21 protein-coding genes are annotated in these 23957 nt (G+C 71.8%); 10 read left to right on the top strand and 11 right to left on the bottom strand.

Features of this window, described 5'->3' with window-relative positions:
• Nucleotides 1–3 precede the first annotated feature (3 nt).
• From O7617_RS20585 to nadA, 4 genes are all read right to left on the bottom strand, one after another.
• Entirely contained in the window at nt 4–4662 is a 4659-nt protein-coding gene (locus O7617_RS20585; protein WP_282257475.1) for a WG repeat-containing protein, read from the bottom strand.
• Between the two features lie 514 nt (nt 4663–5176).
• Entirely contained in the window at nt 5177–5773 is a 597-nt protein-coding gene (locus tag O7617_RS20590; RefSeq protein WP_282257476.1) for a DUF3043 domain-containing protein, read from the bottom strand.
• 72 nt (nt 5774–5845) lie between these two features.
• On the bottom strand, nt 5846–7201 hold the full coding sequence (gene murA, locus O7617_RS20595; RefSeq protein ID WP_030337972.1) for a UDP-N-acetylglucosamine 1-carboxyvinyltransferase: 1356 nt from the start codon (nt 7199–7201) through the stop codon (nt 5846–5848).
• A 212-nt stretch (nt 7202–7413) separates the two neighbouring features.
• Nucleotides 7414–8613, bottom strand: coding sequence for a quinolinate synthase NadA (gene nadA, locus O7617_RS20600; protein ID WP_282257477.1), 1200 nt, complete (start codon nt 8611–8613; stop codon nt 7414–7416).
• A gap of 67 nt (nt 8614–8680) precedes the next feature.
• Here nadA and O7617_RS20605 point away from each other — a divergent pair, with 67 nt between their 5' ends.
• From O7617_RS20605 to O7617_RS20615, 3 genes are all read left to right on the top strand, one after another.
• On the top strand, nt 8681–9817 hold the full coding sequence (locus O7617_RS20605) for a glycerate kinase (protein ID WP_282264809.1): 1137 nt from the start codon (nt 8681–8683) through the stop codon (nt 9815–9817).
• A gap of 172 nt (nt 9818–9989) precedes the next feature.
• The gene (gene erpA / locus O7617_RS20610; protein WP_282257478.1) at nt 9990–10358 is read left to right on the top strand and encodes an iron-sulfur cluster insertion protein ErpA; all 369 of its coding nucleotides are present in this window, start codon (nt 9990–9992) and stop codon (nt 10356–10358) included.
• Nucleotides 10359–10529: 171 nt separating this feature from the next.
• Nucleotides 10530–11507: a carbohydrate kinase family protein gene (locus O7617_RS20615; RefSeq protein WP_282257479.1), complete on the top strand. Its 978-nt coding sequence runs from the start codon at nt 10530–10532 to the stop codon at nt 11505–11507.
• A gap of 30 nt (nt 11508–11537) precedes the next feature.
• Here O7617_RS20615 and O7617_RS20620 read toward each other — a convergent pair whose 3' ends face one another.
• Both O7617_RS20620 and O7617_RS20625 read right to left on the bottom strand, forming a co-directional pair.
• On the bottom strand, nt 11538–11771 hold the full coding sequence (locus O7617_RS20620) for a sulfurtransferase TusA family protein (protein WP_282257480.1): 234 nt from the start codon (nt 11769–11771) through the stop codon (nt 11538–11540).
• Nucleotides 11768–12919, bottom strand: coding sequence for an aminotransferase class V-fold PLP-dependent enzyme (locus tag O7617_RS20625; protein ID WP_282257481.1), 1152 nt, complete (start codon nt 12917–12919; stop codon nt 11768–11770). The genes O7617_RS20620 and O7617_RS20625 overlap by 4 nt, the downstream gene beginning before the upstream one ends.
• Before the next feature lie 170 nt (nt 12920–13089).
• Between O7617_RS20625 and coxB the strand changes: the two genes are divergently transcribed.
• Both coxB and O7617_RS20635 read left to right on the top strand, forming a co-directional pair.
• Nucleotides 13090–14061 carry a cytochrome c oxidase subunit II gene (coxB, locus tag O7617_RS20630; RefSeq protein ID WP_282257482.1) on the top strand — a complete coding sequence of 324 codons (972 nt, stop codon included), beginning with the start codon at nt 13090–13092 and terminating at the stop codon, nt 14059–14061.
• A 9-nt stretch (nt 14062–14070) separates the two neighbouring features.
• On the top strand, nt 14071–14496 hold the full coding sequence (locus O7617_RS20635; protein ID WP_282257484.1) for a cytochrome c oxidase subunit 4: 426 nt from the start codon (nt 14071–14073) through the stop codon (nt 14494–14496).
• Between the two features lie 637 nt (nt 14497–15133).
• Here O7617_RS20635 and O7617_RS20640 read toward each other — a convergent pair.
• The 4 genes from O7617_RS20640 to O7617_RS20655 all read right to left on the bottom strand — a co-directional run bounded on the left by O7617_RS20640 (nt 15134) and on the right by O7617_RS20655 (nt 18285).
• Nucleotides 15134–15337 carry a hypothetical protein gene (locus O7617_RS20640; RefSeq protein WP_282257485.1) on the bottom strand — a complete coding sequence of 68 codons (204 nt, stop codon included), beginning with the start codon at nt 15335–15337 and terminating at the stop codon, nt 15134–15136.
• Between the two features lie 376 nt (nt 15338–15713).
• The gene (trpD, locus tag O7617_RS20645; RefSeq protein WP_282257486.1) at nt 15714–16760 is read right to left on the bottom strand and encodes an anthranilate phosphoribosyltransferase; all 1047 of its coding nucleotides are present in this window, start codon (nt 16758–16760) and stop codon (nt 15714–15716) included.
• A gap of 91 nt (nt 16761–16851) precedes the next feature.
• Complete coding sequence (locus tag O7617_RS20650) at nt 16852–17247, bottom strand: hypothetical protein (protein ID WP_088988339.1); 396 nt, start codon at nt 17245–17247, stop codon at nt 16852–16854.
• Nucleotides 17248–17355: 108 nt separating this feature from the next.
• A complete protein-coding gene (locus O7617_RS20655; RefSeq protein ID WP_282264810.1) occupies nt 17356–18285 on the bottom strand; it encodes a cytochrome c oxidase assembly protein in 930 nt (309 codons plus the stop codon).
• A gap of 99 nt (nt 18286–18384) precedes the next feature.
• On the opposite strand from O7617_RS20655, the gene O7617_RS20660 reads away from it, so the two are divergent.
• From O7617_RS20660 to O7617_RS20680, 5 genes are all read left to right on the top strand, one after another.
• Nucleotides 18385–18984, top strand: coding sequence for a heme-copper oxidase subunit III (locus tag O7617_RS20660; protein WP_238642380.1), 600 nt, complete (start codon nt 18385–18387; stop codon nt 18982–18984).
• 70 nt (nt 18985–19054) lie between these two features.
• Nucleotides 19055–19891: a cytochrome c gene (locus tag O7617_RS20665; RefSeq protein WP_091407516.1), complete on the top strand. Its 837-nt coding sequence runs from the start codon at nt 19055–19057 to the stop codon at nt 19889–19891.
• Nucleotides 19892–19955: 64 nt separating this feature from the next.
• Nucleotides 19956–21044 (top strand): Rieske 2Fe-2S domain-containing protein, encoded by a 1089-nt coding sequence (locus O7617_RS20670; protein WP_282257495.1) that lies wholly within the window; start codon nt 19956–19958, stop codon nt 21042–21044.
• Nucleotides 21041–22672 (top strand): ubiquinol-cytochrome c reductase cytochrome b subunit, encoded by a 1632-nt coding sequence (locus O7617_RS20675; protein WP_282257496.1) that lies wholly within the window; start codon nt 21041–21043, stop codon nt 22670–22672. The genes O7617_RS20670 and O7617_RS20675 overlap by 4 nt, the downstream gene beginning before the upstream one ends.
• A gap of 193 nt (nt 22673–22865) precedes the next feature.
• Entirely contained in the window at nt 22866–23552 is a 687-nt protein-coding gene (locus tag O7617_RS20680; protein ID WP_282257497.1) for a DUF4142 domain-containing protein, read from the top strand.
• 81 nt (nt 23553–23633) lie between these two features.
• Here the strand turns inward: O7617_RS20680 and O7617_RS20685 are convergent, their stop codons facing one another.
• Entirely contained in the window at nt 23634–23921 is a 288-nt protein-coding gene (locus tag O7617_RS20685; RefSeq protein ID WP_282257498.1) for an Lrp/AsnC ligand binding domain-containing protein, read from the bottom strand.
• Nucleotides 23922–23957: the final 36 nt, after the last annotated feature.

Here is a 23957-nt window from a genome sequence, read left to right on the forward strand (position 1 = left end):
CACTCACAGCACGGGATTGGCGTCGGTGAGTAGCCGGTCGATCTCCGCCAGCACCTCCGCGCGGTCGCGGTGCACCGGGTCGATCAGTGCCGCGCCGCGCCGGTCCAGCGCACCCCACCGCCCGGTGTCGGTGGCCACCAGGAACGCCACCGGGTGGATGACCAGCACCGGATGCGCCGGGGGGACCAGCACCGTACCGGTGCGGTCCACCACGCCGCGCCGTCCGGCCACGTCGACGACCGCGAGCCCTTCCTCGGTGAACCCGTCGACCTGCCGGCCGTCGGCCAACTCGGTGACGAACCCGTGGTAGCGGGTGGGCACGACCATCCGGCCGGTCCGGTCGACCGCGCCCCACCCCTCGCGGCGGACCGGGGCCAGCCCGCGGCGGAACGGCCGTACCTCGGCGAAGTTGGGCGGGACCTGCACCGTGCCGGTCGCGTCGATCGCCGTCCAACCGCCGTCACCGACCACCCAGGCCAGCCCGTCGCTGAACGGGTGCGCCGCCCGGAAGGACGGCGGGATCACCGTCGTGCCGAGCAGGTTGATCAGCGACCACCGGTCGGTGTCCGGTCGGCGGACCCAGGCCAGCCCGTCGTGGAACGGTTGCGCCTCGGCGTACCGGGCGGGGATGACCAGGTCGCCGTCCGGGCCGGTGTAACCCCACAGCTGCCCGTCGCGTTCCGGCACCGGGGGTCGGTCACGGTCGAGCACCTCGTCACGACCCCGGGGGTACGGCCCGAAGCCGTCCGCCGAGGCCCGGACGGCGACCGCGTCGAGGGCCACCCGGATCCGGCCCAACAGTTCGGCGTCACCGGCCCCGCGCAGGTCGAGCGCGTCCTCGAAGTGCTCGCAGGCCTCCATGAGCCGCCCCTGGTCGTAACACGACCGTCCGGCGTGCTCGTGCAGCGCGGCCCGCAGCCGGTCGGGTAGCTCGACCGAGTTGGCCTGGGCGAAGAGTTGGTCGGCCTCGGCGAAGTCGCCACGCCACCGCAGGACGTGGGCCAACCTGGCCTGGGCCAACGCGGTCCGGCGCAGCTCACCCGTCGCCTCGGCGTAGGTGAGGGCGAGTCGACCGTCGGCCAACGCGTCGTCCAGGTCACCGAGGATCCGTGACGTCACCGCCCGGAGGCTGAGCAGCCGGGCGCGGGCCCGGTTGTCGACGGCCGAACCCAACTTCTCGGTCAGACGTCGCCGGATGGCCCGCAGATCGTCCGGTTCCGTCAACTCCTCGCGCAACGTGACCGGGTCCAGCCCCCAGCGGTACGCCGCGAGGACCTGCTCCGGGTCACCCGGGTCGGCCAGCGACGGGCGGGCGGCGACCGGCGCGGCCTCGGCGGGTGGTGCGGACACCGGCATGGCGTCCCCGCCGCTCCTGGGCCCAGGGACGGCCGAGGCGGGTGGTGCGGAGGTCGGGAGGGGTGGTGCGGAGGTCGGCGTGACCGAGGCGGGCGGTGCGGAGGTCGGGAGGGGTGGCGCGGACGTCGGCATCACCGACGCGGGTGGTGCGGAGGTCGGGAGGGGTGGTGCGGAGGTCGGCATCACCGACGCGGGCGGTGCGGATACCGGCGGTGCGGAGACCGGTGCCGCCGAGGTGGGCGCGGAGAAGGCCGGCGGTGCCGACACGGGTGACAGGAAGGCCGGCTCCGTGGGCGCGGACACGGGTGCTGCGGGAGCCGGCGGCGCGGACACGGGCTCCGCGGAGACCGGAGACGCGGGTGGTGCGGAGACCGGTGCTGCGGCGGCCGGGTGCGGGGGCGCGGGTGACGCCGGCGGTGCGGAGACGGGCACGGCCGACACGGGTGTCGGGGCGGTCGTCTGCGGTGGCGCGGGCGGCACGGAGACCGGAGACGCGGGAGGGGCCGACACGGGTTCGAACGCCTCGTCGTCCGCCGTCTCGGGATGCGCCGACGGCGCGGCGTCGGTCGGCCAGTCGTCGGCCCGAGACACGTCCGCCGGTCCACTGGTGCTCGGACCGTCCACACCGTCCCACCGGTGGTCGCGCGGGGCGGCCTCGTCCACCGGCTCCCGCTCGACCTGGGTGACGCGCTCGACGGGGTGAGCGGTGACCGGTTCGGGCTGGTGGTACGGCGTCGCAGTGGCGGGTACGCCGGAGACGGGCCGGTTGTCGCCGTCTGCCGCGGCCGGCTCGGCGGGCGGTGGTGGATCGTCGGCCAGGTCGTCCGCCCAGGTGGGCGCCCCGTCGGCGGGCGGCTCGGAGACCGGCTCGGGGGCGTCGGTCGAGGTCGACCCGCCGGTGGGCTCGTCGGCTGGCCGGTCGTGGTCGTGGGTTGTCGGTGTCGACGGGATGTGCCCGGTCGTGCCGGATGCGGCGGCGACGTCGAGGTCGTCGGAGGTCGGCATGTCGTCGGTGGTCGACGTGTCGTCGGATGCCGGCTCGGTCGGTTCGGGCTCGACCTGCTGAGCGGGGCTGAACCAGGCGGCCGGCCCGCGGGTCCCGGGAACACCGTCCGGCTCCCGAAGGGGTGTCACCGGCCCGTCCGAGGGCGGCGGGGGTACGTAACGGCGCGGCGTGCCGGGGGCCGGTGGGAGCGCCGGTTCGACGTCCTCCACACGGGGATCCTGGGCCGCCGGGGTCGGGATGCCCGGGTTCGGCGCGGCTCGGTCGGCCGGTGGGCTCTGGACCTGCCAGGCGGGCGGCGGTGCGACCGGCGGGCGGCTGTCCGCCACCGGGATCGGTCGTTCCGACGCGACCGGCCGTTCCGTCGAGGTCGGCGCCTGCGGGGGACCGGGACGCTCCGGCGAGACCGGCCACTGCCGTGCGTCGGGCCGTTCCGGCGTGTGCGGCCGGTCGGGGGAGTAGGGGCGCTGGTCCACTGGGCGGTCGTCGACGTCCGGACCGGGGTAACGCGGCGGGGGCGCGGGCTGCGCGTAGGAAGTCGGTGGTTCGGCCGCCGCCCGGCGCTCGGGTGTCGGCGTGACCTCCGACCGGTCGGCGACGTGTGGCGGGTCCACCGGCGCCGGCAGGTACTCCAGTCGTAGCCGTGCGGCGGGTGGGCCCGAGACGGGCACACCACTGGCCGGGGAGACGGGGGCGGCCGACACCGGGCGGTCCCGGCCGGGCGCGGCGGGGGACACGGACGCGGCGGGGGAGACGGGCGCGGCGGGGGAGACGGGCGCCGCCGGGGAGACGGGCGAGGCGGGGGACACCGGCGCGGGCGACACCGGCCGATCCGGGGTGACCGGCGCGACGGGTGTGGCACGGCCCGACGACGGCGGTGCGGGTGGAGCCGTCGCCGCGGGCCGCACGGGCCGCTCCTCGTACCGGGAGGGGCCCGTCGCCGGTCGCTCGTCCGGGCGGGCCGGCGGCCGCTCCGACGGCGCGGATCGGCCCGGCTCCGCGCGGTACGGGTCCGGCATGCGCTGTGGGTCGGTGGGTCGGTACGGGTCAGCGGGGCGGTACGGCTCGGTGCGGTGGCTCTGCTCGCGGGTGCGGTCCGGACGCAGCGGGCCCGGTGGTGGCCAGGGCAGGGTGCCGTCGGGTCGCTGGCTGGGCCGAGGCTCCCGGTATCCGTTCTCGCGGTGCCCGTCCTCACGGCGGCCGTTCTCGCGGTAGGCGTCCGGGCGGGCCTCCTCGCGGGAACGCCGCTCCGGGTACGCCTCGGCGCGGGCGGCCGCCTCGCGGGGCTGCTGCCGGTGCGGGTCGGTGTCGGGACGTCGCCACTCGTCGTCGCGGTGGGGTGGTTCGGGCATGTCCGGCTCGGGCCGACGCCGTCGTCCACCGTTGGGTGCCGGTGCCGCCTCGTACCCCTCGTCCGCGCGGTAGCGGCGCTCCGGGCGACGGACGTCGTCGGCGGTGCGGTCCGGGTACCCGTCGGCGCGGTACCGCGTGCGGCCGTCCCCGGACGCCCACGGGTCGGCGCCGTCGGTGTGCCGGTCGTCAGTGGCGCGGCTGTGGCTCTCCCGGGCGGGTCGGTCGGCGTACCCGTCTGCGGGGTGCCGCTCGTAACCGGCGGCCGTGCGGTCCGGTGCGCCTCGACGACGCGGTGCGTCGTCCGGTTCGGGCATCCAGCCGACGTCGGGCCGGGGCGCCGGGGACACCGGCGGTGTGCCGCGGTATCCCCGGTCCCGTTCGGTGGGCTCCTGCCGCGGGCGTCGGCTGTCGTACCGCTCGGAGGCGGGCTGGTCCCGGTGCCAGGCGGCTTCCCGCGCCGGTCCCCGCTCGTCCGCGGGACGCCGCTCGGACCAGGCGGTACGCCGGTCCGTCTCGGGCGATCGGCGTTCGTCGCGTCGGGGCGGTTCCGGTAGTGGCCGGCGGTACGGCTCGTGGTCGTAGGTGCGGGACTCGGCGCTGTCGGAACGCCCGTAGGCGGATCCGTCGACGTCGCCCCGGGGTCGACCGTAGGTGGGTGTCTCGCCCGGGCCGTCGTCCACCCAGGACCGGCCGTGTGGTGTCGGGTCCGCCGGCGGCTCGTCGGCCCAGGACCGGCCGAGGTAGGTGCCGTCGGGACGGGTCGGTGCCAGCGGCGGGACCTCGGCCCGGCCGGTCACCGTGGCACGGCCGCGCGGCGGCGGCTGGTGGAGCGCGCCGATGTCGCCGGGGTAGCGCTGGCCGGGGAACTGGGGATGCCACTCGGTTGTCGGTTCGACCACCCAGGACGGTTCGTTGGGGTCCGGCCACCGGTCGTCGTAACGGCCGTTCATCCGTCGAGCCCGTCGCCGCACCCGGCCACTCGGCCGATATTCGACGGAGGTGAGTTGTGCCCAGCCGCGAACGGGTGACCCCCGGGCGTCCGGTCGCCGCCTGCCACGCCCCGGTGGCCGGCTCGCGTCCGCTCGCTCACGGCGTTGTCACCTCGTTGCAAATTGTCGCGCTGGAGCTTCGCGTGCCGGTCAGGTCGCCCGTTCCGGCTGCCCGTGGCTGCGGATGGAGGGTAACGGCGTGGGCTCGCTCACCGCCACTGTGGTGCCGCCCATGGGCGCAAACGTTATCCCATTGGTTTCGGACATTTGACCCTATAACCGAATCTGGTCCTCGACCATACCCCACCTGAAGGCCGTCCGGCTCCGGCGGTACGCCGCGCGTTACCGCGAACGGCCGCCGCGCCCCGGTGGGAGCGATCGCAGCGGTGCGGCCCACGCCGAACTACGAAACTGCCGCCTCGGAAGCGACCGAGGCGGCAGTTTCGTAGCTCTTGCAGTGGGTGGGGAGTCGGTGTCAGACCTTCTCGCCGAGCTTGACCCGGGGGGCCGGGGCACGCATCCGGCGGAACGTGATCGACCGCATGACCGCGTACAGGTAGAGCGACCCCATCCGCTGGTCGGTCTTCGGGAACCGTTCCCGGACCAGCTTGCCGATCTTGCGGCAGATCAGCACCGAGTCGACGACCACACCGAGCGCCAACGCGCCCCAGAGCAGGTTGGAGATCAACCGAACCGGTGCCGGCATGGCCGCGTTCGACCCGATCAGCACGATCAAGGCGCCGCCGAAGAACCAGGTGCCGACGGTACGCCGGGAGTCGACCACGTTACGGGCCAGCAGTCGCTCCGGGCCGCGGTCGCGGGGGCCACCCTCGCGGCGGAACTCCGATGCGGCCTCGGCGCGCAGTTGGCGGCGGCGCTCCCGCTCCTCCTCCTTCGTGAGGGGGCGGGTGGGGCCGGCCGGCCGGCGACCGACGGTCGGCCGCTTGGGAGTCTCCCGACCCTTGGCCGGGGTGTAGCCCCGGGGACGCTCGGCGGTCTCCTCGGGGGTGGGCACCGAGGAGACGGCCTCGTCGACGAGGTCGGTGGACTTACGGCGAAAGAGCGACGGCACGCGGCAAGGGTAGCCAACGTCCCACGCCCGGTGCACATCGCGGTGCACCGGGCGTGAAGAGTGTGTCGGGCCTTACGGACGCTCGGCGTGCGCGCCCAGGTCGGCGAGCTTCGCCTCGAAGTCCTCGTAGCCCCGGTTGATCAGGTCGACGCCGTACACCCGGGAGGTGCCCTCGGCCGCGAGCGCCGCGATCAGGTGGCTGAAACCGGCGCGCAGGTCCGGGATGACCAGGTCGGCGGCGTGCAGCTTGCTCGGCCCGGCGATCACCGCGGAGTGCTTGAAGTTACGCCGGCCGAAGCGGCACGGGGTGCCGCCGAGGCAGTCCCGGTAGACCTGGATGTTGGCGCCCATCGAGTTGAGCGCCTCGGTGTAGCCGAGCCGCTGCTCGTAGACCGTCTCGTGGACGATCGACAGGCCGCGGGCCTGGGTGAGCGCCACGACCAGCGGCTGTTGCCAGTCGGTCATGAAGCCGGGGTGCACGTCGGTCTCCAGCGCCACCGCGTTCAGCTCGCCGCCCGGGTGCCAGAAGCGGATGCCGCCCTCCTGGCCCGGGTCGCCCAGCTTCGGCGCACGGGCGTCGGTGACCTCGTACTCGCCGCCGACCGACCGGAAGATGTTCAGGAAGGTCATCATGTCGGCCTGCTGTGCGCCGAGCACCTCGACGTGACCACGGGTGGCCAGGGCGGCGGCCGCCCAGCTCGCCGCCTCGATCCGGTCCGGGATGGGCCGGTGGGTGTAGCCGTGCAGCTTCGGCACGCCCTGGATCTCGATCACCCGGTCGGTGTGGACCTTGATGATCGCGCCCATCTTCTGCAGGATGCAGATCAGGTCGATGATCTCCGGCTCCACCGCGGCGTTGCGCAGCTCGGTGACACCCTCGGCCATCACCGCGGTCAGCAGCACCTGCTCGGTCGCGCCGACGCTCGGGTACGGCAGGGCGAACTTGGTGCCGTGCAGCCCGTTCGGGGCGGACAGGTGCAGACCCTCGGGCCGCTTGTCGACGGTGGCGCCGAACTCACGCAGCGCCTGCAGGTGGAAGTCGATCGGGCGCGGGCCGATGTGGCAGCCGCCCAGGTCCGGGATGAACGCGTGCCCGAGCCGGTGCAGCAGGGGGCCGCAGAACAGGATCGGGATACGGCTGGACCCGGCGTGCACATTGATCTGGTCGGTGCTGGCGCTCTCCACGTTCGCCGGGTCGAAGACGAGCTCGCCGTCCTCGGTGCCGTCGGTGACCTTGACGCCGTGCAGACCGAGCAGACCCCGGACCACCTCGACGTCACGGATCTTCGGCACGTCGAACAGTCGGCTCGGGCTGTCACCCAGGAGCGCGGCGACCATCGCCTTCGAAACCAGGTTCTTCGCGCCGCGCACGCGGATCCGCCCTTCGAGCGGAGTGCCTCCGTGCACAACCAGGACGTCGTCGGTCAACGCAACCTCCAGCGCGTCGGTGCTGCCGTGTTGATGGTGGGGCGCCTGAACGTCGTCGCTACCCCGGATGCGGCCATGTCGAAACGGCCCGCTTGTGTCGTCGCTCCGGCAGCATAGCCCTCGGTGACGAGAAAGGACTCGGTCACATCGGCGTGTGTGGCATTAATCGGTGATCCGGCACTTTTGCGTACCAAGGGCGTTACTGAATGTGATCAGGGCGCAGTCGGCGGTGGGGTGTCCGCACCGGGCAGGGCGAGCATCTGGTCCAGCGCGACCCGAGCGTGGTGCGCGGTGTCGGCGTCCACCGTGATCTGGTTGACGACCCGGCCCGCGACCAGCTCCTCAAGGGCCCAGACCAGGTGCGGCAGATCGATCCGGTTCATCGTCGAGCAGTAGCAGACGGCCTTGTCCAGGAACATGATCTGCTTGTCCGGGTGGGCCAGCGCGAGCCGGCGGACCAGGTTCAGCTCGGTGCCGAGCGCCCACGCCGAACCGGCCGGAGCCGCCTCGATGGTCTTGATGATGTATTCCGTCGAGCCCACGTGGTCGGAGGCGGTGACGACCTCGTGCCGGCACTCCGGGTGGACCAGGACGTTGACCCCGGGCACCCGCTCGCGGACGTCGTTGACGCTGTCCAGCGTGAACCGACCGTGCACCGAGCAGTGCCCCCGCCAGAGGATCATCTTGGCGTCACGCAACTGCTCCGGGGTGAGCCCGCCGTTCGGCTTGTGCGGGTCGTAGAGCACGCAGTCGTCGAGCGACAGGCCCATCTCCAGCACCGCCGTATTGCGGCCCAGGTGCTGGTCGGGCAGGAAGAGCACCTTCTGCCCCTGCTCGAACGCCCAGTCCAGGGCGCGCTTGGCGTTGGAGGAGGTGCACACCACGCCGCCGTTGCGGCCGACGAAGCCCTTGATGTCGGCCGACGAGTTCATGTACGTCACCGGCACGGTCTCGGCGGCGATGCCCAACTGGGTGAGCGTGTCCCAGGCGGCCTCGACCTGCCCGAGGACGGCCATGTCCGCCATCGAACAGCCGGCGGCCAGATCGGGCAGGATCACCCGCTGCGCGTCGGTGGTGAGGATGTCGGCGCTCTCGGCCATGAAGTGCACGCCACAGAAGACGATGTACTCCGCGTCCGGGCGGGCGGCGGCCTCCCGGGCCAGCTTGAACGAGTCGCCGGTCACGTCGGCGAACTGGATCACCTCGTCGCGCTGGTAGTGGTGCCCCAGCACGAAGACCTTGCTGCCCAGCTTCGCCTTCGCGGCCGTGGCACGAGCCACCAGATCCGGGTCGCTGGGCGCCGGCAGGTCGCCCGGACACTCCACGCCACGCTCGGTGTCGGGGTCGCTGCCCCGGCCGAGCAGCAGCAGAGCCGTCGCCGTGTTGGAGGGTTCCACCCAGGTCGAAGTCACCTAGCCATGGTCCCACAGCGCGAGCGCGCCGCAGCTTCCCTCGGTGTGGGCTGCCACACTGCTCGGCATGCGCGTGCTGCTCTGCCCGGACAAGTTCGCCGGCACCCTGCCCGCACCGGAGGTGGCCGCCGCGGTGGCCGACGGCTGGCGGTCCGTCGCCCAGGGCGACGATCTGCTGATCCGGCCGCTCGCCGACGGCGGGCCGGGCTTCGTGCAGGTGCTCGCCGAAGCACTCGGTGGCCGGCGCATGCCGGTGTCGACGGTCGACCCGCTGGGGCGGCCGGTGACCGGTGAGATCCTGCTCACCACCGACGGCACCGCATACCTGGAGAGCGCCCAGGCGTGCGGCCTGCACCTGCTCTCCGCGACCGAACGCGACCCGAAGACCACCACCTCGTACGGGCTGGGGCTGTTGGTGACCGCGGCGGTGGAGAGCGGCGCCCGGACGGTGGTGATCGGGCTGGGTGGCTCCGGCACCAACGACGCCGGGGCCGGCATGCTCGCCGCGCTCGGCGTCACACCACTCGACGCCGGTGGTGCCGCGCTCCCGTACGGCGGGGCGGCGCTCGCCGCAGTCGACGCCGTGGACGGTGTGCCCCGGCTGCGGGGTGTCCGCCTCGTCGCGGCCACCGACGTGGACAACCCCCTGCTCGGCCTGCACGGCGCGAGCAACGTGTTCGGCCCGCAGAAGGGCGCCGACCGTGCCGACGTGCTGCTGCTCGACGCCGCGTTGGAGCGTTTCGCGGAGGTTCTGCAGCGGGACCTGATCGGCTGCCCGGCGGGGCTCGGCACGCTGCCCGGGGGCGGCGCCGCCGGCGGCATCGGTGCGGCGCTGCTCGCCCTGGGGGGTGGCTGCGAGTCGGGCATCGGCCTGGTCACCCGGGCCACCCGGCTGGACGCCGCGCTGGACACCGCCGACCTGGTGATCACCGGTGAGGGGTCGTTCGACCACCAGTCGTTGCGCGGCAAGGTGGTCGCCGGGGTGGCCGGGGCGGCCCGGGACCGGGGCGTCCCGTGTGTGGTGGTGGCCGGGCAGGTGAGCACCGGTCGGCGGGAGGCCGCCTCGGCGGGAGTCACCGACGCGTACAGCCTGGTCGAGCACTTCGGTGGCGAGTCCGGCGGCGGGCTCGACGCCGCGCTGAGCCGACCCGCCGAGGGTTTACGCGAGTTGGGCGCCCGGCTGGCCCGGCAGTGGAGCCGCTGAGCGGGTTCCGACAGCGCGCCCGACCGGGCCGACCTGCGGCGGGCGTCACGCCACCCGGGTGCGTCCGGCCGAGGCGGCGTACGATCGGTTGAGGACCACAACCGGGAATCACTGGACGGCGTGCGGCGTTGGCCAGTGCGTCCGGACCCAAACCGCGCAGGGAGACTTCCACGTGACCACGCCAGCGCAGACCGAGTCGACCGAGGCCCAGGCCCCTACTTCCGTCGTCCTCACCGACGTCGCGGCGCAGAAGGTCAAGGCCCTGATCGAGCAGGAGGGCCGCGACGACCTGCGGCTCCGCGTAGCCGTGCAGCCGGGCGGCTGCTCCGGCCTGCGGTACCAGCTCTTCTTCGACGAGCGTTCGCTCGACGGTGATGTCGTCACCGACTTCGGCGGTGTCGAGGTCGTCGTCGACCGGATGAGCGCCCCCTACCTCGCCGGCGCGACGATCGACTTCGCCGACCGGATCGACGCCCAGGGCTTCACCATCGACAACCCCAACGCGGGCAACTCGTGCGCCTGCGGTGACTCGTTCAACTGAGTCACGCACCACGCACCACGACGACGGGGCCGTCCTTCGGGACGGCCCCGTCGTCGTGGCGGTTCCGATCCGCTCGTGACGACATGGTGGCCGTTGTCCGACCGACTGGTCACCGTCGGGTTGCCGGGCCGGTAGGCTGACCGCGCCCTGCTCCCGACCCCGAGGGTTGACATGAAGATCGCCGTCACCGGCTCGATCGCCACCGATCACCTGATGAGCTTCCCCGGTCGCTTCGCCGACCAACTCATCGCCGATCAGCTGCACAAGGTGTCCCTCTCCTTCCTGGTGGACGACCTGGTGCTCCGCCGCGGTGGCGTGGCGGCGAACATCTGCTTCGGCATGGGCCAGCTGGGGTTGCGCCCGGTGCTGCTCGGCGCGGTGGGTGCCGACTTCGCCGACTACCGCTCCTGGCTGGAGCGCCACGGCGTGGACTGCGACTCGGTGCACATCAGCGAGGTCGCGCACACCGCCCGGTTCGTCTGCACCACCGACACGGACATGTGCCAGATCGCGTCGTTCTACGCCGGCGCGATGAGCGAGGCCCGCAACATCGAGTTGGCGCCGGTCGCCGACCGCCTCGGCGGCCTGGACCTGGTGCTGGTCAGCGCCAACGACCCCGAGGCGATGCTGCGCCACTCGGCCGAGTGCCGCACCCGCGGGTACGCGTTCGCCGCCGACCCGTCGCAGCAGCTCGCCCGGATGGGTGGCGAGGACGTGGTGGCGCTGATCGAGGGCGCCGAGTACCTGATGACCAACGACTACGAGAAGTCACTGCTGCAGAGCAAGGCGCAGCTGACCGACGACCAGTTGCTGGACCTGGTCAAGGTGCGGGTCACCACGCTGGGCAAGCACGGTGTGGAGATCGTCGGCCGGGGCATCGACCCGATCCACGTACCGATCGCGCGGGAGATCCGGGCGGTCGACCCGACGGGTGTCGGCGACGCCTTCCGGGCCGGCTTCTTCACCGCGCTCTCCTGGGGCGTCGGCCTGGAGCGGGCGGCTCAGGTCGGCTCGCTGCTCGCCACGCTGGTCCTGGAGACCGTCGGAACGCAGGAGTACGACGTCCGCCCCGACCTGTTCGTCAAGCGGCTCGCCGAGTCGTACGGCGACACCGCCGCCGACGAGGTCCGCGCCCACCTCCTGCCGTAGCCGCCGACGCGTCTGGCCGGACGCGTGGCCTCAGTGGGAGCGGCGGACGTCGTAGGCGGGGCCTTCGGGGCCGGTGACCGCGCCCAGGAACTCGTGGCCGCGCATCCGGCACCAGGCGGGGATGTCGACGGCCGCCGCCGGGTCGTCGGCGAGCACCCGGATCACGGTTCCCACCGGCACCTGCGGCAACCGCCGGGCGGCCGCGATCACGGGCAGCGGGCAACGCTGCCCCCGGCAGTCGATGACCTGGTCCGGCATCGTCACAACCCCACCACCCCGGCGTCGGCACGCAACTCGGCCACGATCGTCGGCAACTCACCGAGGAACCGCTCGACGTCCGCCTCGGTCGTCTCCCGGTGCAGGCTGACCCGCACGTTCCCGTGCGAGAGCACCCCCATCGCCTCCAGCACGTGCGAGGGGCGCAGCGTGGACGAGGTGCAGGACGAACCAGACGAAACAGCGAAACCTCGCCGGTCCAGCGCGTGCAGCAACGTCTCACCGTCGACGTACAGGCACGAGAAGGTGACCAGATGCGGCAGCCGGAGCACCGGATCGCCGACCACCTCCACGTCCGGCACCTCCGCCGCGACCCGCGCCCGGATCCGGTCCACCAGCGGAGCCAGCCGGGCCGCCTCGGCCGCCGCGTCGGCCGCCGCCGCCCGCAGGCTCGCCGCCGCCGCCACCACCGCCGGGAGGTTCACCACCCCGGGGGTACGCCCGCTCTCCCGCTCATCGGCCGGCCAGGGCGACTCCCAGCGGGCGCCCTTACGGACCGCCAGCACCCCCACGCCCGGTGGGCCGCCCCACTTGTGGGCGCTCGCGCTGAGCACCGACCAACCGGCCGGAAGCGGCACCCGGGCGACCGACTGCGCGGCGTCCACGTACAGCGGCACCCCCACCTCCGCACAGACAGCCGCCGCCTCGGCGACCGGTTGCACGGTCCCCACCTCGTGACTGGCCGTGATCAGAGACGCCAACGCCACTCCGGGTTGGCGTACGGCAGTCGACCATGCGGCCAGATCCAGCCGACCCGACCGGTCGACCGGCACACTCACCGCCGTACCACCCGCTGCCACCTGCCGCTCCGCCGCGTGCAGCACCGCCGAGTGCTCGATCGCCGAGTGCACCAGGGTCGACCCGACCCGACGCCGCCCGGCCAGGCTCCCGAGCACCGCGCCGTGCGCCGCGGTCGTACCACTGGAGGTGAAGGACACCTCGTCGGCGCGGACACCGAGCGTCAGCGCGGTGGCCTCGCGGGCGGCGTCGAGGAGTTGCCGGGCCCGACGGGCCTGCGTGTACAGCTTGCCCGGGTCCGCCCAACCGTCGTCGAGAGCGGCCAGCAACGCCTGCCGCGCGACCGGATGCATCGGCGCCGCCGTCGCCGCGTCCAGGTAGACCGGGGATGCGCTCACAGATCACTACGCTATCGCGGCGGTATGCCCGGGATCCCCCCGATGGGGGCGGACAGTGACCCCACCACGGTCGAGTCCGTCATGGTCGAGTAATCTGCGACCGTCGGTGACGCCTTTGCCGTCGGTGCTGAGGAAAGACGCACCGCGGCGCGCTAGGGAGGCAGGACCAGGTGGTCGCAAGGAGTTCGGAGGTACGGCCGTCGGCCGTACGGCACAGTGCTTCCCCGGGGGTTGGTGGACGCCGGGGGCGTGGTGCTGGTCGGTTGGCCGGGCTCGGTCTCGGTGGCGTGGCGCTGCTGGTTCTGCTCACGGGCTGTGACGTGGGGCAGACGTTCCACGGCTTCGGCTGGCCGCAGGGCGGCATCACGCCGGAGTCCAAGCGGATGTACGACCTGTGGATCGCCTCCTGCATCGCCGCGCTCGCCGTCGGCGTCTTCGTGTGGGGCCTGATCTTCTGGTGTGTCGTGCGCTACCGCAAGCGTGGCAACGCGCTGCCGGTGCAGACCCGCTACAACCTGCCGATGGAGTTCCTCTACACCATCGCGCCGATCCTGATCGTCTCCGTGCTCTTCTACTACACGGCGATCGTGCAGACCGACGTCGACAAGCTGTCGAAGAACCCGGACGTCACGGTCGAGGTCGTCGCCTTCAAGTGGAACTGGCAGTTCAACTACCGCGACGGCCAGGGCCCGGACGCCAACACCACGGCGTCGACCCTGGGCACCAGCGAGGTCATCCCGGTGCTGGTGCTTCCGACCAACCGGTCGATCCGGTTCGAGGAGACCAGCCGCGACGTCATCCACTCGTTCTGGGTGCCGGAGCTGCTGTTCAAGCGGGACGTCATGCCGGGCAAGATCCGCAACGTGTTCGAGGTCTCCAGCCTGGACGCCGAGGGCGCCTACGTCGGCCGCTGCGCCGAGCTGTGCGGCAGCTACCACGCGTTCATGAACTTCGAGCTGCGGGTGGTCTCGCCGGAGAAGTACGACCGGTTCCTGGCGGCCAAGCAGGGCGGCAAGTCCACCCAGGAGGCGCTGGCCGAGATCGGTGAGGAGCCGTACGCGGAGACCACGCGCCCGTTCGACACCCGGCGGACGCAGGACAACTTCAACCCGGACGACGTTCCGGCCCGTACGGGAAGCTGAGGCAGCGGCATGAAGACCGAGTGGCGTATCTTCCTGATCATCGCCGTGTTCCTCTTCGGTGCCACCATCCTCTACGGCGCCTGGACCCACGGTGAGGCGGGCGGCGTCGAGTGGGTCGGAACCGTCGCCCTGCTCCTGTCGTTCCTGCTCTGCTCGATGTGCGGTGGCTTCTTCTGGTTCGTCTCCCGCCGGATCGACCTGCGCCCGGAGGACCGCCCGGACGCCGAAATTGCAGACGGCGCCGGCGAGGTCGGCTTCTTCAGCCCCGGTAGCTACTGGCCGTTCGGCCTGGCGCTGGCCGCCGCGATCGCCGCGCTCGGCATGGTGTTCTGGCAGTACTGGCTGATCGGTGCCGGCCTGGTGGCGGTCGTCTTCGCCGCCTGCGGGTTGCTGTTCGAGTACTACAGCGGCACCCGGCGCACCGCCGAGCACTGACCGGACCCGGTCCACCGCGAAGGCCCGTTCCCCAGGTGGGGAGCGGGCCTTCGTCGTGCTCGCGTCGCGGCTGGTCCACGGCCTGGCTCCCAGGTCAGCCCCGGACCGGCCCTGGCGAGGCGGTCACGGCCGTCTGGGTGTGCTGACGTGCCGTCGCGCCGGATGATCGACTCCACATCGGCGAGGTGGCGGTCACCGCGCGGCGGGATGCCGCCAGATCGGTGACCTGGTGTTGATCAAATCGAGGGCCACGGCGGGAGTCGGCCGGTTGAGGTCAGGCGGCGCGGCGGGTGGGTCGGTGATGAGGTCAGGCGGCGCGGCGGGTGGGTCGGTGATGAGGTCAGGCGGCGCGGCGGGTGGGTCGGTGATGAGGTCAGGCGGCGCGGCGGGTGGGTCGGTGACGAGGTCAGGCGGCGCGGCGGGTGGGTCGGTAATGAGGTCAGGCGGCGCGGCGGGTGGGTCGGTGATGAGGTCAGGCGGCGCGGCGGGTGGGTCGGTGATGAGGTCAGGCGGCGCGGCGGGTGGGTCGGTGATGAGGTCAGGCGGCGCGGCGGGTGGGTCGGTGACGAGGTCAGGCGGCGCGGCGGGTGGGTCGGTGACGAGGTCAGGCGGCGCGGCGGGTGGGTCGGTGACGAGGTCAGGCGGCGCGGCGGGTGGGTCGGTGACGTCGGCCTTCGGCCAACCGGGGGACCGGGGCGATGAAGGTGGCGATCATCACGGCGGCACCACAGTCGGTGCAGACCAGCTCGGGACAGTCGATGCCGTGGCCGTCGACGCAGGGCGGAGCCTCGAACGGTGCCACACCCTCGCAGACGTCGCAGTAGAGCTCGCGGTGCGACACCGGCGTCTCCTCTCACTCCAGGCGAACCGCCCCCGGATGCGACAGCGACGCACGGACAGGAGCGGAGAACTACTCGCCTGTAGTTTTCGACGCGGGTCCGACAAATCTCCGTCCGGAGGTCCTGCGTCGGCTGCTGAACGATCGCACCGCAGCACAGGACGGATGATCCACTCGGGTTCCTTGATGACGCGGTGTCTCAGCGCGAGGACACCGCAGTTTCAAGGAACCCGAGTCGATCAATCGCCGTGACGCCGGGGGAGGCCCGCCGTGACGCCGGGGGAGACCGCCGTGACGCCGGGGGAGACCGCCGTGACGCCGGGGGAGACCGCCGTGACGCCGGGGGAGACCGCCGTGACGCCGGCGCCGTCGTGGCTGGTCAGGCGGCGGTGGCGGCCTTGACCCAGCGATCGAGGGTCGCGGCGGCAGCGCCCGAGTCGATCGACTCGGCGGCGCGGTCCAGGCCGGCGCGGAGTGCCTCGGTCAGGTCACCGTCCAACGGGCCCTGGGTCGCCAGCGCCGCTGCCGCGTTGACCAGTACGGCGTCCCGGACCGGGCCGGTCTCGCCGGCGAGGAGACGACGGGCCACGTCGGCGTTGTACGCGGCGTCACCGCCGCGCAGGTCACCGAGGGTGGCCCGGGGTACCCCCAGGTCCGTGGCGTCCAGCACGGCTTCGCGTACGGTGCCGCCCTGGGCCACCCAGACCCGGGTCGGCGCGGCGGTGGTGAACTCGTCCAAACCGTCCTCGCCGCGCATCACGATCGCCGAGTCACCGCGGGCGGCGAAGACGCCGGCCATCACCGGGGCCATCCGGGAGTCGAAGCAGCCGACCGCTCCGGCGCGGGGGCGGGCCGGGTTGGTCAGTGGGCCGAGGAAGTTGAAGAAGGTGGGCACGCCCACCTCTCGGCGGACCGGACCGGCGTGCCGCATCCCGGGGTGGAACCGGGCCGCGAAGCAGAACCCGATGCCGGCCTCCTCGACACAGCGGGCCACCTGCTCCGGGCCGAGGTCCAGCGGGATGCCGAGGAATTCCAGCAGGTCGGCGGTGCCGCACAGCGAGGAGGCGGCCCGGTTGCCGTGCTTGACGACGCGGACGCCCGCGCCGGCGACCACCAGCGCGGTCATCGTGGAGATGTTCACCGTGTGGGCGAGGTCACCGCCGGTGCCGACCACGTCGAGCGCGGTGTCGCGCAGGTCGTCGGAGAGCACCACCGGGACGGAGCGGCCCAGCATCGCCTGCACCAGGCCGCCCAGCTCGGCCGGGGTCTCGCCCTTGGCCCGCAGCGCCACGGCGAAGCCGGCGATCTGGGCCGAGGTCGCCGAGCCGGTCATGATCTCGTCCATCGCCCAGGCAGTGTCGGCGGTGGACAGTTCCTCGCCGCGCAGCAGCGAGTTGAGCAGGTTGGGCCAGGTCCGATCGCCCATGGCGGGCCTCCCGAGCGTACGAAGTGCGGGTGGGCTGGAACGGGCGCCGGCTGGTCCGGCGCCGTGACGGTGCCGGTGAGCGTGGGGGACGTCAGGCGGGTGCGTGCGTCCGCAGCAGCTCGGCCACCGTCCCGCCGGTGGTAACCGGGTCGAGCGGGTGCACCAGCGTGGCGTCGACCTCGGCGTACGCGGCGAGCCATCGGTCGGCGGCGCGGGCGATCACGAGGCAGGTCGGGGGAGCGTCGTCCCGGTCGTCCTTGATCTGCCGGGCGATGCCGATGCCGCCACCGGGGCTGGCCTCGCCGTCGAGCAGCAGGAGGTCGATCTCGTAGTCGTCGACCAGCCGGATGGTCTCCGCGTAGGTCGAGGCGTCGACGAACTCGATCTGCAGCCCGGGCGCGGGACGGGTGCCGACGGCCAACCGCATCCGGTCACGGACCTGCGGGTCGTCGCTGTAGAGCAGGACGGTACAAAGACGATCGCTCATGCCGACCTTCCGCTTTCACCTGGTAGCTGCCCGCCGATCGTACCGGTCGGCGTGACGTAGCCGACATCCCGCCCGCCGCCGCGCGTCGGGGCGTACCGTCCGGGCAGCTCAGGCGGCCGCGGCGTCGGCGGCGCGTTCGCGGGCCTCCTGGCGGTCCAGCTCGCGGTCGACCCGGCGGGCCTCGCGCTCGGACTGCTTGACCCACTGGACCACCAGCACCGCGAGCATGGTCACACTGACGAATTCGCCACCGGCCCAGAGGATGCCGCCGGCGACCACCTGGTCCTGCCAGGGGTCGACCCAGCCGAGGTTGAGCGAGGGGTACCAGTCGCCGCCGAAGAGCGTGCTGCTCTGCATGATGGTGAGACCGAGCACGGTGTGGAACGGCACGGAGAGCAGCATCAGCAGTGCGCGAGCCGGGTACGGCCACCGGCCGGGCAGCGGGTCGAGCCCGAGCAGCGGCCAGAAGAACACGCAGCCGGTCATGATGAAATGGGCGTGCACCAGCTCGTGCGCCCAGGCGTGTTCGAGGGTGTAGCGGTACAGGTCGCTGAAGTACAGCACGAACGGGTTGACCACGAAGATGGCGAACGCCACCAGCGGGAAGCTGTAGACCCGGGCGATCCGGCTGTGCACGATCGCCAGCAGCCGTTTGCGCGGCCCGACCGGCAGGGTGCGCAGGGCGAGGGTCATCGGCGCGCCCAGCGCCAGGAAGATCGGCGCCACCATCGACAGCACCATGTGCTGGATCATGTGCACGGACAGCAGCGCGGTGTCGTACGCGTGCAGCCCGCTGACCGTGACCAGGGCGATGCCGCCCAGGCCGGGGCCGAGGAAGAAGACGGTACGGACGATCGGCCAGCGGTCGCCGCGCAGGCGCAGCCGGTACACCCCGTAGAGGTACAGGCCGGCGGCGAGCACCAGGCCGAGGGCCAGCCAGCTGTCCAGCCGGGTCTCGGTGAGCACCGCGCCGACGGTGAACGGCGGCGGTGTCGAGGTGGCGGCGAAGATCGGATCGACGTGCAGCACGCTTTTCAGGCTAGGCCAGGCGAACCGGACCCTGACGCTCGGGCCACGGAAGGCGCACGTTTGCCACCCCGCTGATCGCCGGCCCCGGTCAGGGGCAATAATGACGGCGTGACTGCGGCCCCAGCCATTGACAAGAGCCGGATCCACTCTCTGACCCGACCCAACATGGTCAGCGTCGGGACGATCGTGTGGCTCTCCAGCGAACTCATGTTCTTCGCGGCGCTGTTCGCGATGTACTTCTCGATCCGCGCGGCTGCGCCGGAGCAGTGGGAGAAGCACACCGAGGCGCTGAACATCCCGTACGCGACCACCTTCACGGTGATCCTGGTGCTGTCCTCGGTGACGTGCCAGCTCGGCGTCTTCGCGGCGGAGAAGGGTGACGTGCACGCGCTCCGGCGCTGGTTCACCGTCACCTTCGTGATGGGCCTGATCTTCGTGCTCGGCCAGCTGAACGAGTACCGGCACCTGGTCGCCGACGGCGTCAAGATCAACGAAGACGGTTACGGGTCGGTGTTCTACCTGACCACCGGCTTCCACGGCCTGCACGTGACCGGCGGTCTGATCGCCTTCATCATCTTCATGGTCCGTACGACCATGGGCCGGTTCACCCCGGCGCAGGCGACCTCGGCGATCGTCGTGTCGTACTACTGGCACTTCGTCGACGTCGTGTGGATCGGGCTGTACGCCATGATCTACTGGCTTCAGTGATCTTGCGCGTCACGTTCCGTACTGCTGCTCCGTCCCCTGAGACAGGTCCAACCGGTTAAGGACACCGCTCATGACTTCTGACAACGACCGCCGACGCGGTCTGCTCGCGCGGTTGCGCGAGCGGCCCGCCGCGCGCAGCAGGGGCCGCCGCCGGCTGGGCGCCGCGGTCCGGCTGATCGCCGCGCTGATGCTCGCCGGCGGCGCCTACACCGTCTTCGCCCCGGGTGCCCAGGCGCAGGACAACCCGCAGCTGACCGGCGCCGCCGCCGAGGGCAAGGCGCTGTTCGACGTGAGCTGTGTGACCTGCCACGGCCGCAACGCCCAGGGTGTCGAGGGCCGCGGGCCGAGCCTGATCGGCGTCGGCGCGGCCTCGGTCGAGTTCCAGGTCAGCTCCGGGCGGATGCCGCTGGCCCGCCAGGAGGCCCAGGCCCACCGCAAGCCCCCCGTCTTCACCGACGAGCAGACCCGTCAGCTGGCCCAGTACATCCAGGAGCTGGGTGGCGGCCCGGTCGTGCCCGAGGGCGACGACCTCCGTGAGGACGGCAACATCGCGGCCGGCGGTGAGCTGTTCCGGATCAACTGCTCGCAGTGCCACGCGTTCGGCGGTGGCGGCGGCGCGCTCTCCTCGGGCAAGTTCGCCCCGAGCCTGCACCCCGCGACCGACCGTCAGATCTACGCGGCGATGCTGAGCGGCCCGCAGAACATGCCGGTGTTCGGCGACAACCAGCTCCGGCCGGAGCAGAAGGCCGACATCATCGCCTACATCCAGGAGACGCTGAAGCACGACCAGGACCCGGGCGGCTTCAACCTCGGGCGGTACGGCCCCTCGACCGAGGGTCTGGCGATCTTCCTGGTCGGCATCGTGGCGCTCGTCTTCGCCAGCCTGTGGATTGCGGGCAAGTCGTGACCGAGCGGATACTCAGTTTCAGTGCCGTGGTGCTGTTGGGCACCACCCGTAGCGAGGTGACGGCATGAGCACCCACACCGAGCACCAGGCCCCGCAGGGCCGGGAGCCGCTCGACGTGAACGACCCCAAGCTGACCCGGTTCGACATCGTTCGTGAGGGTGCGCGGCGGGACGACATCGAGATCGTCCACTACGAGCCGCAGGTGCTGCCCGGCACCAAGGCGGAGCGTCGGCTGACCCGGGTGGTCGCCGGGTTCTTCCTGATCACCGGTCTGGCCGCGACCGCCTTCCTGGCCATCTACATCTGGTGGCCGTGGCAGTACGAGGCCGGCCGTGGCGGCGACAAGTTCTACACCCCGCTGCTCGGTCTCACTCTCGGCGTGGCGTTGCTCGCCGTCGGCTTCGGCATCCTGACCTGGGGCAAGAAGTTGCTGCCCAAGGAGGTCTCGATCCAGGACCGGCACGAGGGCCAGGTGGACGAGGAAGGCCGTACGATCACCGGCCAGACCATGCTCTACATGGCCGATGAGCTGGGTGTGAAGCGTCGCCCGCTGTTGGGCATCTCGCTGCTGGCCGGTCTCGCGCCGGTCGCCGCGGTCGCCGCCGCCCCGCTGGTCGGCGGTCTGATCTCGCAGCCGCACAAGAACAACCAGATGTTCACCACCGGGTTCGCTCCGGCCGAGGGCGGCGAGCTGATCCGCCTGGTCCGCGAGGATGGTCGTCCGGTCCGTCCGGAGGACATCAGCGCCGGTGGCCAGCTGACCGTCTTCCCCGGCATCGATCACGGCGTGAGCAACAAGCACGCCGACTCGCCGACGCTGCTGATCCACCTCCGCGACTCCGACGCGCAGGAGTCGCGTCGGGCCAACGAAGGCATCGGCCACGGCGACTACATGTGGGGCAACTACGCGGCCTTCTCCAAGATCTGCACGCACGCCGGCTGCCCTGCCAGCCTGTACGAGCAGCAGACCAACCGGTTGCTCTGCCCGTGCCACCAGTCCCAGTTCCTCATCACCAACAACGCCACGCCTGTCTTCGGCCCTGCCAGCCGGCGACTGCCGCAGTTGCCGATCGAGGTGGACTCCGAGGGCTTCTTCGTGGCGAAGTCCGACTACACCGAGACCGTCGGGCCTGACTTCTGGGAGCGGCCGTGAAGCGTCGAAAGTTGGACCTGGCGGCGACGCCGGGCAAGGCCGCGGTGGGAGTGGACGACCGCTTCGCGGTGGCCACTCCGCTGCGCAAGCTGCTGAACAAGGTCTTCCCGGACCACTGGTCGTTCCTGCTCGGCGAGATCGCGCTGTTCTCGTTCATCGTGCTGCTGCTGACCGGTGTGTTCCTCACCTTCTTCTTCGAGCCGGCGATGACCGAGGTGGTCTACGACGGCAGCTACGCGCCGTTGCAGGGCACCCCGATGTCCGCCGCGTACGCCTCCAGCCTGGACATCTCGTTCGACGTCCGCGGTGGTCTGGTGATGCGGCAGATGCACCACTGGGCGGCGTTGCTGTTCATGGCCGCGATCGTCGTGCACATGCTGCGGGTCTTCTTCACCGGCGCCTTCCGCAAGCCGCGCGAGACCAACTGGATCATCGGTTCGCTGCTGTTCTGGGTCGGCTTCCTGGCCGGCTTCACCGGCTACTCGCTGCCGGACGACGGCCTCTCCGGCACCGGCCTGCGGATCGCCTCGGCGATCATGCTGTCCATCCCGGTGATCGGCTCCTGGGTGACCTCGTCGGTCTTCGGCGGCGAGTTCCCGGGCACGATCATCATCAGCCGGTTCTTCATCGCCCACGTGCTGCTCATCCCGGGCCTGCTGGTCGCGCTGATCAGCGTCCACCTGGGGCTGGTCTTCAAGCAGAAGCACACCCAGTGGCCCGGCCCCGGTCGGACCAACAACAACGTGGTCGGCGAGCGGATGTTCCCGCGGTACGCGCTGAAGCAGGGCGGCTTCTTCATGGTCGTCTTCGGCGTCATCGCGCTGATGGGCGGCCTGTTCCAGATCAACCCGATCTGGCTGTTCGGCCCGTACGAGGCGTGGGTGGTGTCCGCCGCCAGCCAGCCCGACTGGTACGTCATGTTCCTCGACGGCTCGACCCGACTCATGCCGGCCTGGGAGATCCCCATCCCGATCGGTGACGGGTACGTGATTCCGCCGCTGTTCTGGCCGACTGTCGTGTTGCCGGGCATCCTGGTCGGTCTGTCGACCATGTATCCGTTCCTGGAAGCGCGGCAGCGCAAGGACTACCAGAGCCACAACCTGCTCGAGCGGCCCCGGGACGCTCCGGCCCGCACCGCCGTCGGCGCGATGGCCGTCGCGTTCTACATCGTGCTGACGCTCTCCGGCGCCAACGACGTGATCGCCGACAAGTTCCAGATCAGTCTGAACGCGATGACCTGGGCCGGCCGGATCGGTCTGCTGGTGCTCCCACCGCTGGCGTACTACGTCACGTACCGGCTCTGCCTGGGTCTGCAGCAGCACGACCGGGAGGTGCTCGCGCACGGCGTGGAGACCGGCATCATCCGGCGCCTGCCGGACGGCCGGTTCGTCGAGGTGCACCAGCCGCTCAGCGCGTCCAACGGGCACGCCGACGGTCACGGCCAGCTGGACTACGTCGGCTGGGTCGTTCCGAAGAAGATGAACCGGCTGGGTGCCCTCGGGCCGGCCATCCGGGGCTTCTTCTACCCGATCGAGAAGCCGGTCGAGGCACCGGTCTCGCCGGGGCACCCGCCGGTCGAGCCCCGACCCGAGCGCGAGGAGATCGGCAGCGGCGAGAGCCGTCGCTGATCGCCCGATCGCACCGTCACGTGACGCCCGCCGGTCTTCCGGCGGGCGTCACGTCGTTTCCGTACCCGACGCCCATCCGAGGCGGAGTCGGACGGCCACGGTAGGACCGGCCGACCCCGCGCGCCGGGCGATCGCAGGAATAACCCCGGTGAGCCGGGTATCCGAGCGGTCCAACGTCTCAAGGGGGGGAAGCATGTTGGGTATCAAACGCCTCGGCCTGTTGGCCGCGCTGGTACTGGTCGGCGTCGCGCCGGCCGCGGCCGCGCAGGCCGCGGCACAGCCGTCGACGCAGGACACCCAGTACCTGCAGGCGGTTCACCAGGTCAACCTGTTCGAGATCACCGCCGGTGACCTGGCCCAGCAGAAGGGCCAGAACCAGGGGGTCAAGGACCTGGGTGCGATGTTCAAGACCGACCACACCCAGCTGGACCAGACGGTGCAGCAGACCGCGTCCCAGCTCAACGTGGAACTGCCGAACGAGCCAACCGCCGACCAGCAGGCGGTCATCGACCAGCTGAACAACGCCAGCGGTGCGGAGTTCGACCGGCTCTGGGTGACCAGTGAGCTGGCCGGTCACGTCCAGGCCATCCAGGCCACCCAGACGGAGATCTCGCAGGGCTCCGAGCAGTCGGTGGTCCAGTTGGCCCAGACCGCCCTGCCGACGCTGCAGGCGCACTACGACGAGCTGGTGCAGCTCGCCAACCAGTTGGGCATCCCGGTTCCGCAGACCAGCGCCAGCGGTACGCCCAGCCCGGGCGTCACCGGGGGCACCGAGTCGCCGGCTCCGGGCGGCACCGGCACCGAGTCGCCGGCTCCGGGTGGCAACACCGAGGCCCCGGGCGGCGGCACCACCGAGACGCCGGCTCCCAGCGAGAGCTGACGTAGCGACAGCAGACGGCCGGTCCACCCGAGCGGTGGACCGGCCGCCGTGCGTGCGGTGAGCCCCGAACGGGCGGGCAGGTCAGTCGGCGCCGGCCAGGCCGATCGCGAACGCCTCCTCCAGGTCGTGCTGGGAGTACGCGCGGAACGCGATGTGCGACTCGGTGTTGAGCACTCCCGGCACCTTGGAGATGCTGCCCGCGATGACCTGGGCGATCTGGTCGAACTCGCGGACCCGGACGATGGCGATGAGGTCGACGTGCCCGGCCACCGAGTAGACCTCGCTCACGCCGGGGAGGTTGGCCAGGGTCTCGGCCACCTCGGGGATCGCGTCGGTGGCGCAGTCGATCAGCACGATCGCGGTGATCACGGGACATTTCTCCGTTCGTCGGCGTCGTCGCCCATG

Origin of the sequence: Micromonospora sp. WMMD1155 (genome assembly GCF_029581275.1) — a bacterium.
GTDB lineage: Bacteria > Actinomycetota > Actinomycetes > Mycobacteriales > Micromonosporaceae > Micromonospora.

Bases quoted from the DNA above. Each gene is read 5' to 3' on its own strand.
- O7617_RS20585 (WP_282257475.1), bottom strand. From the start codon at position 4,662: ATGAACGGCCGTTACGACGACCGGTGGCCGGACCCCAACGAACCGTCC.
- O7617_RS20605 (WP_282264809.1), top strand. From the start codon at position 8,681: ATGCGCGTGCTGCTCTGCCCGGACAAGTTCGCCGGCACCCTGCCCGCA.
- O7617_RS20615 (WP_282257479.1), top strand. From the start codon at position 10,530: ATGAAGATCGCCGTCACCGGCTCGATCGCCACCGATCACCTGATGAGC.
- O7617_RS20635 (WP_282257484.1), top strand. From the start codon at position 14,071: ATGAAGACCGAGTGGCGTATCTTCCTGATCATCGCCGTGTTCCTCTTC.
- trpD (WP_282257486.1), bottom strand. From the start codon at position 16,760: ATGGGCGATCGGACCTGGCCCAACCTGCTCAACTCGCTGCTGCGCGGC.
- O7617_RS20650 (WP_088988339.1), bottom strand. From the start codon at position 17,247: ATGAGCGATCGTCTTTGTACCGTCCTGCTCTACAGCGACGACCCGCAG.
- O7617_RS20665 (WP_091407516.1), top strand. From the start codon at position 19,055: ATGACTTCTGACAACGACCGCCGACGCGGTCTGCTCGCGCGGTTGCGC.
- O7617_RS20670 (WP_282257495.1), top strand. From the start codon at position 19,956: ATGAGCACCCACACCGAGCACCAGGCCCCGCAGGGCCGGGAGCCGCTC.
- O7617_RS20680 (WP_282257497.1), top strand. From the start codon at position 22,866: ATGTTGGGTATCAAACGCCTCGGCCTGTTGGCCGCGCTGGTACTGGTC.